The following is a 13,486-nucleotide window of genomic DNA, read 5'->3' on the forward strand; positions in this document are numbered from 1 at the left end:
GCTTCGCGGATAACTTCGTTCTACGGATTGTTGATTCCGTATCGCGGAAAAAAAGGAGGCTGTGGGATGGGTCAGGGCCAGCAGGAGCAGGTGGCGACGAGCCTCGCGGGTGCCGTCAGCGAGGAGATCAGCGCCTCCCTCGCGCCGGTCGACGCCGAACTGGATCGCCGCTACCCCGGAGACCCCGGCACCCGCCAGCCCGTGCACACCGTCTACGTCCCCGCTGACGCCTTCACCGCCGACACCGTCCGTTCCTGGGGCGACAAGGCCCTCGCCGCCCTCGACGAACACGCCCCGGACGCCACGTCCTTCGCCGCCGTTCTCGGGTTGTCCGAGGAACTCGCCGAGCCCGTCCACGCGCGCGTACGCGCGAAGCTGGAGCACGAGCCGATCGAGGATCTGCGCGTCGACTTCGAGGACGGCTACGGCCCGCGCCCGGACGCCGAGGAGGACGAGACGGCGGCCCGCGCGGCCCGGCTGATCGCCGAGGCGTACGAGAACGGCACGGCGGCGCCGTACATGGGCATCCGCATGAAGTGCATGGAGGCGGCCGTCCGGGACCGGGGCATCCGCACCCTCGACGTCTTCCTCACCGGCCTGATGGCGGCGGGCGGCCTGCCCGAGGGGCTGGTGCTCACCCTGCCGAAGGTGACGTACGCCGAGCAGGTCAGCGCGTTCGCCCGGCTCCTGGAGGCCTTCGAGAAGGCGCACGGCCTTGACCGCGGCCGAATCGGCTTCGAGATCCAGATCGAGACCAGCCAGTCCATCCTCGCCACCGACGGCACCGCCACGGTCGCCCGGATGATCCAGGCCGCCGAGGGCCGCGCCACCGGACTGCACTACGGCACCTTCGACTACAGCGCCTGCCTCGGCGTCTCCGCCGCCCACCAGGCCGGCGACCACCCCGCCGCCGACCACGCCAAGGCCGTCATGCAGGTCGCGGCCGCAGGCACCGGCGTACGCGTCTCGGACGGCTCCACCAACGTCCTGCCGGTCGGACCGACCGCGAAGGTCCACGATGCCTGGCGGCTGCACTACGGCCTGACGCGCCGCGCCCTGGCCCGCGCCTACTACCAGGGCTGGGACATGCACCCCGGCCACCTCCCCACCCGGTACGCGGCCGTGTTCGCCTTCTACCGCGAGGGCTTCGAGCAGGCCGCCGGCCGTCTCGCCCGGTACGCGGGCCGGGTCGGCGGTGACGTCATGGACGAGCCCGCCACCGCCAAGGCGCTCAGCGGCTACCTGCTGCGCGGTCTCGACTGCGGCGCCCTCGACATCGGCGAGGTCGCGCGGCTGACCGGCCTGACCCGGGCCGACCTGCAGGGCTACGCGGCGCCCCGGCGCGGTGATCTGACGGTCTCCACGAAGTAGGGGAAGACGTAGCGGCCCTGTCACAGACGCAACCAGCGACTGGAGTTGTCACTCCTGCCCCGTAGGCTGTCTCGCACGCATTGACGTGTCACAGAAACGGGGCAGCGGTGTCATCGGGGGAGACCAACGGAAAGGGCCAGGACGAGGCAGGTCGGCTCCTGGCCGGGCGTTATCGTGTCGTGGCCCAGCTCGGGCGCGGCGGTATGGGCGTGGTCTGGCGGGCCGTCGACGAGGTCCTCGGCCGCGAGGTCGCCGTCAAGGAACTGCGCACCTACACCGACGCCGACGGCCCCGAACTCGCCGATTTGCGGCTGCGGATGCAGCGCGAGGCCCGAGCGGCCGCCCGGGTCCGGCACCCCGGCGTCGTCGCGGTGCACGACGTGGCCGAGGTCGACGGGCGCCCCCTGATCGTCATGGAGCTGGTCGACGGGCCGTCCCTGGACGCCGTGCTGCGCAGCCGCGGCCCCCTCGACCCGCGTGAGGCGGCCGCGATCGGCGCCAAGGTCATGGACGCGCTGGCCGCCGCCCACGCGGTCGGCGTACTGCACCGGGACGTCAAGCCCGGCAACATCCTGCTCGACCGCTCCGGGCGTGTCCTGCTCACCGACTTCGGCATCGCCACCATGGAAGAACCGGGCGACGGCTCGGCCACCAGCCTGACCCGCACCGGGCATCTCGTCGGTTCCCTGGACTACATGGCCCCCGAGCGCGCCCAGGGCGCCGATCCGGGACCGGCCTCCGACGTGTGGGGTCTGGGCGCCACGCTGTACGCGGCGATCGAGGGGGCCTCGCCGTTCCGTCGTACGTCGACGTTCTCCACGCTCACCGCGATCGTCGGCGAACCGCTCCCCGAGTCCCACCGTGCCGGCCCCCTCGGCCCCGTCCTCCAGCGGTTGCTGGACAAGCGGCCCGAGGCCCGCCCCGGGGCCGAGGAGGCGCGCGTGCTGCTGCAGGCGGTGGCGGACGGCGCCGAGGCCCGGGCGGACAGTGCCACGACGACCCTGCGGAGTACGACGGCCTCGGCGGGGCAGGCAGGGACGGCACCCGACGTCCCGGCGGCGCCGGGATCCGGATCGCCGGCGAGGGATGAGGCCGAGCCGGACGCGCGGCACGAAACGGCGGGACCCGCAGCGGCACCGGGACCGGCGGGCACCCGGCCGACCGGGCCCGGAACTCCTGCCGTGGGTGCCACGGGCCAGGCCGAGGCCCCGGCGCCTTGGTGGGTGGGGTCCGCTGCTCAGGGCGATGCCGGGGGACAGGCCGGACCGCCGGAGCAGGGCTTCGGACCCGCCTCCCAAGGCGGTGCTCCGGCACCTGGTTCGGCGACATCCGCCGTACCCCAGGGCCCTGTTCCGGGACCGCCGGCACCCTTGGCGCACAGCCACGAGACGCCCGTCCTTCGCGACACGCGCCCCATGGACCCCTCCCGCGCGCCCCGTCGCAACCGGCGCGCCCTGCTCGCCGCCGCGGCCGTCGTGGTCGTTCTCGCGGTGGCCGGCACGGCCGTCGCGTTGATGAACAACTCGGGCAAGGCCGAGGCCGGCGCCCGGCCGACCGCCTCCGGCACGAGTGAGTCGGCCTCGGCCTCCGCCTCCGCGCGGACCGACCGTGACCATGCAGGCAGCGCCGCGCTGACGGACGGGCAGGCCAAGAAGACCCCGGGCGCGAAGAAGACGTCGGGCGAGGACGACAGCGCCGAACCCACGAGCCGTGCCTCCGCGTCCTCCCCAGGGCACCATTCGGGCGGTGGCTCGGCCGGCGACGATGCCGGCGGCAGCGGCTCCGGGGACGGCGGTACGACCGGCGACGACGACACCGGCACCCCGGCCCCGGCACCGGCCTGCACGGCCATAGGCGGCGGCAAGTACAACTGCACCGTCTGGAAGACCGCCAAGTCCTACACCGCCTCCGGCGCCGAGGTCGGCGTCCTCTACGCGGGCACCAACTATTTCTTCTGCCAGTCGAACCTGGGGCGCCGTGAGACGTCCGGCCAGTGGACCAACGTGTGGTGGGCGAAGACGGACGACGACAGCGGCAACACCGGCGTCTACGTCAGCGACGTCTACCTCAAGGGCGGGAACAACGACGAGCCGGTGCCCGGACTCCCGGTCTGCTGAGCCGTCACGTACTGCTCCAGGCCGGACTCCGTGACCCGCTTCTCGTCGGCGAACAACCGGGTGCCCGCCGCACACAGCTGCCGGTCTGCGCGGGCCCGTGCCACGAACTCCTCCGGGGTGACCCCGAACAGCTCCCGCAACCGGGCCGATCCCACGAGGAGTTCGGTCAGCAGCTCCCGCTGGCCGGGGTGGGTGCGCGGGACGCCGGTGCCGTCGTGCAGGACGCCGTGGCGGTTGACGTACGCGTGGACGCCCGGGAGCGTGACGCCGCCGGGCAGCTCGATGCGCACTTCGGGCGCGGGCAGCCAGGCCCGCGCGTAGTTGCCGTGCGCCAGGGGCACTCCCTCGCTCGCGTCGATGATCGCCAGTTGCTCGGCGTCCAGCCAGAGGACGAACAACTCCCGCACCGCGTCCGGCGCTTCGAAGGGCGACGCGGACACGTATCCCATGCGGCTCACGTGCGCGGAGACGCCCACGTCGACGCCGGTCACCCGTGCCTTCACCATCGGGATCGGCGAGGTGATCCCGAACTCGGCCATCTTGTGCCGCAGTTGTGCCGGACTGGCGTTGGAGCCGACCGCGAGGACGGGGGCGCGCTCCTCGTGCCACCTGCCGTCACGGGGAAGAGGAACCAACCGGCCACCGTCGAGCAGCGCGGAGTCCGCCGGCCAGGCGCCGGGATAGAGGAGCGGATGATCGCGGGGAGCCTCGGCCAGGCCGAGTGCCTCAAGGGTGAAGTTCTCCATCGGTCGCTCAGTCCGCCGGCGGCAGCTCGCCCGAGCCCCGGGTGATCAGTCGGGTCGGCAGTTCGATCCGCTCCGGCGTCAGCAGCGTGCCGTCCAGCTGGCGGAACAGCCGCTCCGCGGCCGTGCGCCCGAGCGTCGCCGCGTCCTGGGCGACCACCGTGACGCCCGGCTGCAGCAGATCGGCGAGTTCGATGTCGTCGAAGCCGACGAGGGCGACCCGGCGGGTGTGTTCGGCGAGGACCCGGATCACGGTGACCGTCACCCGGTTGTTGCCGGTGAAGATCGCGGTGACGGGGGAGGGGCCGGTGAGCATCCCCTCGGCCGCCCGGCGCACCCGTTGCGGGTCGGTGACGCCCAGCGACGTCCAGGCGTCCGCCACCTCGATACCCGCGTCCTCCATGGCGGCCCGGTATCCGCGCAGCCGCTCGGCGGCCGTGTGGATGCGGGGCATGTCGCCGATGAAGCCGATCCGCCGGTGGCCGTGGGCGATGAGGTGGGCCACGGCGTCGCGGGCGCCGCCGAAGTTGTCGGAGAGGACGACGTCGGCGTCGATCCGGCCCGCCGGACGGTCCACGAACACCGTGGCGACGCCCGCCTTGAGCTCCGGCTCCAGATAACGGTGGTCGTCACCGGCCGGAATGACCACCAGGCCGTCCACCCGCCGAGCGCACAGCGCCAGCACCAGCTCCTGCTCGCGCTCCGGGTCCTCGGCGCTGGAACCGTTGATGAGCAGGGCACCGTTGGCCCGGGCGATCTCCTCCACCGCGCGGCTGAGCGGGCCGTAGAACGGGTCGGCGAGGTCCTCCAGGACCAGGCCGATGCTGGCGGTACGGCCCTTGCGCAGCACGCGCGCGCTGTCGTTGCGACGGAAGCCGAGGGCCTCGATGGCCTCCCGGACCCGGTGTTCCGTCTCCGGTGTGACACCCGCTTCGCCGTTCACCACACGCGAGACCGTCTTGAGTCCGACGCCGGCTCGCGCGGCCACGTCCTTCATGGTCGGCCGGTTGCCGTACCGGGTCGTGGCGAGGCGGTCTGCTCGGCTGTGGGTGTCGGGCACGATACGGCGTCCTGTCCTGTCGTCGACGGGGATGCGCTGGTCCATGATTTTGTATGAGGATGTGGCGTCGAGCATAGAGCCTGGACAACGTTGTCAGATGCGGGAGACACTGTCCACCGCAATCTGTCGGCCGGCGCCCCCACCGCGAGACCGGCCTGTCCATCCCTCAAGGTTGACCGGGGAGAACTGACACTGATGCACACCGACCTCGTGGCTGCGCTCGACATCGGCGGCACCAAGATCGCCGGAGCGCTGGTGGACGGCCACGGCCGGATCCTGCTCCGCGCACAGCGGGCCACGCCCGCGCAGGAGGACGGCGAGAGCGTGATGCGGGCCGTCGAGGAGACTCTCGGCGAGCTCACCGACTCGCCGCTGTGGGGGCGCGCAGGCGCTCTCGGCATCGGCAGCGCGGGCCCGGTGGACGCCTCCACCGGCACCGTGAGCCCGGTGAACGTGCCGGGCTGGCGCGACTATCCGCTGGTCCGCAGGGTCCGGGAGGCGGCCGGCGGGCTTCCCGTCGAGCTGATCGGCGACGGTGTGGCCATCACGGCGGCGGAACACTGGCAGGGGGCCGCGCGCGGTCACGACAACGCGCTGTGCATGGTCGTGTCGACCGGGGTGGGAGGCGGTCTGGTGCTGAACGGCCAACTGCACGCCGGACCCACCGGGAACGCCGGTCACATCGGGCACATCAGTGTCGATCTCGACGGTGACCCGTGTCCGTGCGGCGCGCGCGGCTGTGTGGAACGCATAGCCAGCGGCCCGAACATCGCCCGGCGCGCGCTGGAGAACGGCTGGCGGCCCGGTCCCGACGGGGACACCTCCGCCGCCGCGGTGGCCGACGCGGCCCAGGGCGGCGATCCGGTCGCCGTGGCCTCGTTCGCCCGGGCGGCCCAGGCGCTGGCCGCCGGCATCGCGGCCACCGCGACCCTTGTGGAGATCGACATCGCGGTCATCGGCGGCGGGGTCGGCAAGGCGGGCGACGTCCTGTTCGAACCGCTGCGCAAGGCGCTGAGCGACTACGCGACCCTGTCCTTCGTGCAGCGCCTGACGATCGTGCCCGCGCAGATGGGCACGGACGCGGGGTTGGTCGGGGCGGCCGCGGCGGCGCTGGCGAAGCGGACCGACACGGCCGCCGTGGTCTGACATCGGGTGGTCCGGGCCGACAGGGTCGGAGAAACGTTCACTTGGCGGCCGGGTCCGGACACGGGCCCGGCCGCCAAGTGCGTACGGCAGCTCTCAGCAGCTCAGCTGCGCGTCGGCCCAGTCGGCGTGGTCGGAGTCGATGCCGTCGCCGCCGTCGGTGACGACCAGCCGGACCAGCCGGGCCCCGGTGACGTCCGCGGTGAGCGGCTGGGCCGGCATGGCGTTGGTCAGGACGCCGGTGGACGCCACCTTGGTGCCGTCCGCCCACACCTCGAAGGCGACCGTGCCGTTCGCGCCCTTCTCGTCGTCCACGCCGACCTGCGCGGTGACCGTCTCGCAGGCCGCGCCCGTGTAGTACTCGACGGAGCTTTCCGCGTGCACCCCGAGCCCCTTGGCGTACACCGCCCCGCCGATGGTGATCGGATGACCGTCGCCCGCGGCGCTCTCCCCGTTGCTGGTGTTGCGTTCGACGGGACCGTAGCCGTTGGCGGCCGACAGCCAGGGCAGATCACCGAGCCCCGAGGTGCCCGGGGGCGGCGGGACCACCACGGTCGCGGCGAAGGACAGGGTGCTGTCGGCCCGGACGCCGGTCGGTGAGCGGTAACTCGCCCTGAGCGTCAGGTCGTACGACCCCGTCGGCGTCCCCGGCGGAGCGGTGACCGACCACTTCGTGCGCAGCGAACGGCCCGTGGGCAGGGCGGTGGCGGAGGTCGGTGACGTGGCCTGCACGGCCCAGCCCTCCGGACCGGACAGTCGTACGGAGACCCGCGTGGCCGGGGTGCGTCCCAGGTCGGTGACCGTCGTCGTCAGGGCGGCGGGCGTGCCGGCCTGGACCAAGGTGTCGCCGTCCAGGCCGAGTTCGACGGCGGGCGGGTGCTGGTGCCACCTGCGGTCGGCGAAGGCCCGTACGAGAACCGTCCCGTGCGCGGGGACGGTCGCCGAGATGGTGCCCGCGGTGTTGTAGCTCCGGTGCTGCCACAGGTCGCGCAGGGTGTATGCGTCGGCGGCGGGCAGGCCGACGGCCGCAGCGGTCGTGGCGATGCGCTGGGGGCTGCCCGACTCGTTGAACAGGGCGACCGTACGGCTGCCGTCCTTCATCTCCTTGGCGACGACCCAGCGCCCGCCCCCGGAGGAGACCACGCCGCCCTGCTTGCCCAGCGGGTCCTGGTCGACGGCGATGACCTCCTTGTTGCCGAGGATCTCGAAGGTCTCCGCGGAGGCCGAGCGCAGGTCGCTGCCGATGAGCAGGGGCGCGGCCATGACCGACCACATCGAGAAGTGCGAGCGGTACTCGGTGGCCGTCATGCCGCCGTTGCCGACCTCCAGCATGTCGGGGTCGTTCCAGTGCCCGGGGCCGGCGTAGGGCGCCAGGGGCAGGTTCTGCTTGAGGATCGACAGCATCGAGCCCCAGGTGTCGCTGATGTCGCCGGTGGTGCGCCACAGGTGGCCGACGTCCGCCGCCCACTCCCAGGGCTTGTTCTGGCCCCATTCGCAGATGCTGTAGACGATCGGTCTGCCGGTCGCCTTCAGGGCGTCGCGCATGGTCGTGTAGCGCAGTTTGGCGTCCACGCCCTGGTTGTTGCAGTTGTCGTACTTCAGGTAGTCGACGCCCCAGTCGGCGAACTGCTGGGCGTCGCTGTACTCGTGGCCCAGCGCGCCCGGGAAACCGGAGCCGCTGCACGTCTTCGTGCCCGCGCTGGTGTAGATGCCGAGCTTGAGCCCCTTGGAGTGCACGTAGTCGGCGACGGCCTTGATGCCGTTCGGGAAGCGGGCCGGGTCCGGGACGAGTTTGCCGTCGGCGTTCCGGTCCGGCAGGGCCCAGCAGTCGTCGAGGTTGACGTACTGGTACCCGGCGTCCTTGAGGCCCTTGTCGACGAAGATGTCCGCGATCCCCTTGACCATGGACTCGTTGAACTCGGCCCGGCAGTGGGTGGAGTTCCAGTTGTTGAAGCCCATGGGCGGGGTGAGGGCGAGGCCGTCGGCCAGGGCGGGGGAGCCCGTGCCCTCCTCGGCCGCGACGGCGGGAGTCGCCCCGGACGCCGCGAACAGCAGCACCGTGAGCGCGGTGACCATCCTTCGGCGGGTCGTGCGGGTGTGAAGGTGACGCATCGTTACGTTCCTCCGAACCAGCGGAAGGTGTCATGACGGCATGTACGCGTCATGTTGTGGGCGTTTACGTTAGGACGTGTTGGACTGTGGTGGAAGGGAGCGGCGCGGCGTACGGCAGCGTGACTCATTCCGTCCGGTGCCGTTGATCAGGCCATGAAGAAGCGCAGCATGCTCGCCATCGCCTCCCTCGCCACCGGCTTCGTCGTCGCGGCGGTCAGTCCCTCGCACGCCCTGGGCGAGGGACTCGATCACCTCGACGTCGACAAGACCCTCAGCACCCTCGATCACACCGTCGCCGCCGAGAGCCTGGACGGCCTGGACGAGACCGCGCTCGGGCAGAGCGGCTGACAACGGCGGCGGGCGACCGCACGGACCGCGGCACCGGGGCTCTCGGCACGAGGGCCCCGGTGCCGCGTTTGTGCGCCCTCATCTGCGGCTGGTTTCCGTGGCAGGGTGGAACGGGCAAGCCTCAGGGGGCCAAACAGAAGAGGGGGAGTCCGTGATCGTCTGGATCAACGGCGCGTTCGGTGCGGGGAAGACCACCACCGCACGGGAACTGATCGAACTGATCCCGAACAGCACGCTCTTCGACCCCGAGGACATCGGTGCGGCGGTCGTGCGGCTGCTGCCGCCCAAGCACCTCGCCGAGGTCGGCGACTTCCAGGACCTGCCGATCTGGCGACGACTGGTGATCGACACGGCGGCCGCGATGCTCGCCGAACTCGGCGGGACCCTCGTGGTCCCGATGACCCTGCTGCGCCAGGAGTACCGCGACGAGATCTTCGGCGGTCTCGCCGCCCGCCGGATCGCTGTCCACCACATTCTCCTCGCTCCGGCGGAAACGATCCTGCGTGAACGAATAGCCGGGCGGGAGACCCCGCCGACCCTTCCGCTCGGCGGGGTGGGGCAGGGGCACTGGGCGTACGACCACATCGGGCCCTATCGGGCCGCCCTCGCCTCCTGGCTCGCCGCCGACGCTCATCCGATCGACACCAGCGCACTCACCCCGTACGAGACGGCCGCCCGCATCACCGAGGACCTCGGCGCCGGGACCGTGCCCGTGTGCGACATCGTGCAGACCCCCGAGCCCACCGCCGAGACCGTGGCCGCCGGGGTCCTCCTCTTCGACGAGCGGGACCGGGTGCTGCTCGTCGACCCCACCTACAAGGCCGGCTGGGAGTTCCCCGGCGGCGTCGTCGAGCCCGGCGAGGCGCCCGCTCGGGCCGGGATGCGCGAGGTCGCCGAGGAGACCGGCATCCGACTGGACGACGTACCGCGTCTTCTGGTCGTCGACTGGGAACCGCCCGTCCCTCCCGGATACGGCGGACTGCGCCTCCTCTTCGACGGCGGGCGGCTCGACTCCACCCGGGCGCGAGGTGTTCTGCTGCCGGGTCCCGAACTGCGCGGCTGGTGTTTCGCCAGCGAGGAGGAGGCCGCGGAGCTGCTGCCGCCGGTGCGCTACGAGCGGCTCAGGTGGGCGCTGCGGGCCCGGGAGCGCGGGGCGGCGCTGTACCTGGAAGCCGGGGTGCCGGTCGGCTGACCTCCGGATGAGCCCCGTCGGTGCGCACCGCCGACGGGGCTTCGTCATGTTCGAGGCACGTTCGATTCCTGCCGCTTCCGTACCCGGTGCTGGAAGGCACAGGACCGGTGCGCGACGGAGGAGCCGCCCCTGGTGCGCCTGACGGGCAACGCCGAGGACCACCTGACCGCCTGTCACTTCCCGGAGGAACCGAGCGTCGAGGCCCGGGACGAGGACATCGTGCTCGACCCGGCGCTGACCGCGTCGGGGGACAGCGCGTCGACTTCGTCGTGAGGGTAGGGGGTGAGCCTGCTCTGCTGTTCCAGCCGCCGGTTGAAGTCGCCGACCACGGCCGCCAGTCGGGCATGGCGTGGGACGAGCGCGGCGGCGGCCCCGGGGATGCCCTCGGGGCGGTGGCCGTCGGCGCAGGCGCGGATGAAGTCCTCACGTTCGTCCCTGGGGAGGCCGTACTGGTCCACGACGAGCCAGTGCACCAGGTAGGAGAGGGCGTAGGCGCGGTCGTAGCCGCTGTGGCGGACCTGGAATTCGCGTTCCTGGGCGGTGAGTTGGAAGCGGCTGGACAGGGACAGACCGTAGTCGGTGAGGTAGAGCCGGTTCCCGTCGGTGAGGAAGTTGCCGAAGTGGGCGTCGAAGTGGACGAGTTGCTGTTCGCGGAGGAAACCGGTGACGTCCTCCAGGCCCTGCTCCACGACGGCGCAGGCCGAGTCGGCGTCCTGTGTGCGCAGTTGGGCGGAGAGCCAGTCGTGGACCGTGTGCGGCACGTACTCAAGGAACAGGGTCAGGCTCGCGGACGCGGTGCGCAGGGCCTCGATGCGCTCCCTGAGGCCTGGTGAACCGCCCCAGTAGGTCACGGCCCGCTCCACGTCGGCGAGCCCCTCGGGCAGCGGCTGTGGGATGTCGGGCAGCACCCGCCAGTGGTGCAGCAAGGGAAAGCCCGGGAAGCGGTCCGAGCGCACCCAGTTGGTCGTCGTCTCGTGCACGGCCAGCTCGCGCCAGGCACCGAAGCCGGGGCTGCCGATCGCGCCGATGCCGTAGTGGCAGTGGGCGGGCAGGCCGAAGAGGTTCGCGGTGGAGCGGACGTGGTCCGGGTGGAGCTCGGTGTCGGTGAGTGGCACCTGTTTCACGAAGACCCGTACGCCGTTCACCTCCAGCAGGGTCGCCCGGCCACCGATCCCGGTGCCCGCGGGGGTGCCCGACGCCACGAGGCCGGCGAGCTCCCGGTCGCTCAGGAGGGCGAGGGAGTTGGCGGTGTCGGCGTGGGTGCGGAGACGGGGGAGGGTGTCCATGGCCCCATGATCGGGTCCCCGTGGCCGAAGCAGGCGATGTTCGGGTCGAGTGCCGCCAACTTCGCGAAGGAGTGCACGGCTTGGGCCCGGTCGACGTTGAACACGCCGAGCATCACCTTTCCGTCGAAGGGGGACGCGGCCACCGCGTCCCCGGTGAACAGCACCCGGTGCGCAGGGAGATGGAGCGCGATGCTGCCGGGGGTGTGACCGGGGACGTGGACGACGCGGGCTCCACCGCCGAAGTCGAGGACATCGCCCTCGGACAGCTCGGTGAGCTTCGGCGGCCTCGCGAACCCGCCCTGCGGCAGGTGCCGTAGAGCTTCCGCGTGCAGGGGGCGCTCCCAGTCCTCGAACGCCGGTGGCGGGCCCGGCACTTCACCCCGCACGGCGGGGGCGTCGAGCCGGTGCGCCAGTACCTCGGCGCCGGTCACCGCGGCCAACTCGGCCGCCCCGCCCACATGGTCCTCGTGGAAGTGGGTGAGCACGATCCGTCGTAGGGGTCCTTGGACGCGGGCGGCGATCGGCGCGGCGGAACCCGCGGGACCGGCGTCGATCAGCGTCGACTCGTCGCCGTCGTGCCAGAGGTAGGCCTGGCCGACGGGGAAGCGCAGGAGGTGGAGGTGCGGGAGCAGCTCGACGACGTCCATGGGACGACCGTAGAAGGGCCCCCGTCCGTGGACGAGGGCCTTCTGCCGACAGCAGAGCCGTCGGATCAGCTCGCCGCGTAGTTGCGCAGGAACAGGGCCTCCGCCACCGACAGGCGCTCCAGCTCCTCGGGGGAGACGCTCTCGTTCACGGCGTGGATCTGGGCCTCCGGCTCGCTCAGGCCGATGAGCAGGATCTCGGCGTGCGGGTAGAGCGCCGCGAGGGTGTTGCACAGGGGGATGGAGCCGCCCTGACCGGCGTACTGCATCTCCTGGCCCGGGTAGGCCACCGCCATCGCCTCGGCCATCGCCGCGTACGCCGGGCTGGTGGTGTCCGCGCTGAACGGCTGGCCGTGGCCGATCCGCTCGGTGCTCACCCGCGCGCCCCACGGGGTGTGCGCCTCCAGGTGGGCCTCGAGCAGCCTGGTCGCCTCGTCCGTGTCGATGCCCGGTGGCACCCGCAGGCTGACCAGGGCGCGGGCGCTCGCCTGCACCGACGGAGTGGCGCCGACGACCGGCGGGCAGTCGATGCCGAGGACCGTCACGGCCGGGCGCGCCCAGAGGCGGTCGGCGACCGTGCCGTCACCGATCAGCTCGACGCCGTCCAGGACCTTGGCGTCCGCCCGGAACTGCTCCTCGTCGTACTGCAGGCCGTCCCAGGACGCGTCCGGCGTGAGCCCGTCGATCCTCGTCGTGCCGTCCTTCCCGCGCAGCGAGTCCAGTACGCGGATCAGCGCGGCCAGCGCGTCAGGGGCGGCGCCGCCGAACTGGCCCGAGTGCAGGTTGCCCTCCAAAGTGTCGACCCGGACGCGCATCATGGTCATGCCGCGCAGGGTGGCGGTGACCGTCGGCAGACCGACGCGGAAGTTGCCCGCGTCGCCGATGACGATGGTGTCCGCCTCCAGGAGCGCGGGATGTTCCTCGGCGTACCGCTCCAGGCCGCCCGTGCCCTGCTCCTCCGAGCCCTCGGCGATGAACTTGACGTGGACCGGGACCCCGCCGTTGGCCTTCAGGGCGCGCAGCGCGAGCAGGTGCATGAGCACGCCGCCCTTGCAGTCGGCGGCCCCGCGCCCGTACCAGCGGCCGTCGCGCTCGGTCAGTTCGAAGGGCGGGGTCGTCCAGCCGGCCTCGTCCAGCGGCGGCTGCACGTCGTAGTGGGCGTACAGGAGAACGGTCCTCGCTCCCGCCGGGCCGGGCAGGTAACCGTAGACGGACTGGGTCCCGTCCGGGGTGTCGAGCAGTGCCACGTCCTGGAATCCCTCGGCGGTGAGCGCGTCCGCGACCCAGCGGGCGGCGGCCTCGCTCTCGCTCTTCGGGAACTGGTCGAAGTCCGCCACCGACTTGAACGCCACCAGTTCGCTGAGCTCCGCCCGCGCCCTGGGCATCAGTGAGGCGACGGTCTCGGCGACCGGATTGGACGACATGGGCACGCTCCTTGTGGGTGCGACGTTGTACCTGTGAGTGCCGTAG

General features: G+C 72.1%; 11 protein-coding genes and 1 pseudogene. 6 read left to right on the top strand and 6 right to left on the bottom strand.

Annotated elements, in window-relative coordinates; translation table 11 throughout:
* The first annotated feature begins 66 nt into the window (after positions 1–66).
* Both ACIRP7_RS31460 and ACIRP7_RS31465 read left to right on the top strand, forming a co-directional pair.
* Positions 67–1,371: a DUF6986 family protein gene (locus tag ACIRP7_RS31460; RefSeq protein ID WP_403666074.1), complete on the top strand. Its 1,305-nt coding sequence runs from the start codon at positions 67–69 to the stop codon at positions 1,369–1,371.
* 107 nt (positions 1,372–1,478) lie between these two features.
* A complete protein-coding gene (locus ACIRP7_RS31465; RefSeq protein WP_403666076.1) occupies positions 1,479–3,488 on the top strand; it encodes a protein kinase in 2,010 nt (669 codons plus the stop codon).
* On the opposite strand, the gene ACIRP7_RS31470 is transcribed toward ACIRP7_RS31465, so the two are convergent.
* Together ACIRP7_RS31470 and ACIRP7_RS31475 are read right to left on the bottom strand one after the other, a co-directional pair.
* Entirely contained in the window at positions 3,434–4,234 is an 801-nt protein-coding gene (locus ACIRP7_RS31470; RefSeq protein ID WP_403666078.1) for a hypothetical protein, read from the bottom strand. The two genes, ACIRP7_RS31465 and ACIRP7_RS31470, sit on opposite strands and share 55 nt — an antisense overlap.
* Before the next feature lie 7 nt (positions 4,235–4,241).
* On the bottom strand, positions 4,242–5,291 hold the full coding sequence (locus tag ACIRP7_RS31475; protein WP_403666325.1) for a LacI family DNA-binding transcriptional regulator: 1,050 nt from the start codon (positions 5,289–5,291) through the stop codon (positions 4,242–4,244).
* A gap of 195 nt (positions 5,292–5,486) precedes the next feature.
* Between ACIRP7_RS31475 and ACIRP7_RS31480 the strand changes: the two genes are divergently transcribed.
* Complete coding sequence (locus tag ACIRP7_RS31480; RefSeq protein ID WP_403666080.1) at positions 5,487–6,437, top strand: ROK family protein; 951 nt, start codon at positions 5,487–5,489, stop codon at positions 6,435–6,437.
* 93 nt (positions 6,438–6,530) lie between these two features.
* Here ACIRP7_RS31480 and ACIRP7_RS31485 read toward each other — a convergent pair whose 3' ends face one another.
* A complete protein-coding gene (locus tag ACIRP7_RS31485; protein ID WP_403666082.1) occupies positions 6,531–8,546 on the bottom strand; it encodes an NPCBM/NEW2 domain-containing protein in 2,016 nt (671 codons plus the stop codon).
* A 153-nt stretch (positions 8,547–8,699) separates the two neighbouring features.
* Between ACIRP7_RS31485 and ACIRP7_RS31490 the strand changes: the two genes are divergently transcribed.
* The 3 genes and pseudogenes from ACIRP7_RS31490 to ACIRP7_RS31500 all read left to right on the top strand — a co-directional run.
* Positions 8,700–8,894, top strand: a complete 195-nt coding sequence (locus ACIRP7_RS31490; protein WP_403666084.1) for a hypothetical protein — start codon at positions 8,700–8,702, stop codon at positions 8,892–8,894.
* Positions 8,895–9,045: 151 nt separating this feature from the next.
* Positions 9,046–10,086 (top strand): NUDIX domain-containing protein, encoded by a 1,041-nt coding sequence (locus ACIRP7_RS31495; RefSeq protein WP_403666086.1) that lies wholly within the window; start codon positions 9,046–9,048, stop codon positions 10,084–10,086.
* Positions 10,087–10,092: 6 nt separating this feature from the next.
* Positions 10,093–10,359 (top strand): annotated as a pseudogene (locus tag ACIRP7_RS31500) (hypothetical protein); the annotation flags it as partial.
* Here ACIRP7_RS31500 and ACIRP7_RS31505 read toward each other — a convergent pair.
* The 3 genes from ACIRP7_RS31505 to ACIRP7_RS31515 form a co-directional block, all read right to left on the bottom strand.
* The gene (locus ACIRP7_RS31505; RefSeq protein ID WP_403666088.1) at positions 10,260–11,372 is read right to left on the bottom strand and encodes a protein kinase family protein; all 1,113 of its coding nucleotides are present in this window, start codon (positions 11,370–11,372) and stop codon (positions 10,260–10,262) included. The pseudogene ACIRP7_RS31500 and the gene ACIRP7_RS31505 overlap by 100 nt on opposite strands.
* Positions 11,312–12,019, bottom strand: a complete 708-nt coding sequence (locus ACIRP7_RS31510; RefSeq protein ID WP_403666090.1) for an MBL fold metallo-hydrolase — start codon at positions 12,017–12,019, stop codon at positions 11,312–11,314. The genes ACIRP7_RS31505 and ACIRP7_RS31510 overlap by 61 nt, the downstream gene beginning before the upstream one ends.
* Before the next feature lie 65 nt (positions 12,020–12,084).
* On the bottom strand, positions 12,085–13,440 hold the full coding sequence (locus ACIRP7_RS31515; RefSeq protein WP_403666092.1) for a dipeptidase: 1,356 nt from the start codon (positions 13,438–13,440) through the stop codon (positions 12,085–12,087).
* Between the last annotated feature and the right edge of the window lie 46 nt (positions 13,441–13,486).

Source organism: Streptomyces sp. NPDC102270 (genome assembly GCF_044766405.1).
Lineage (GTDB): Bacteria > Actinomycetota > Actinomycetes > Streptomycetales > Streptomycetaceae > Streptomyces.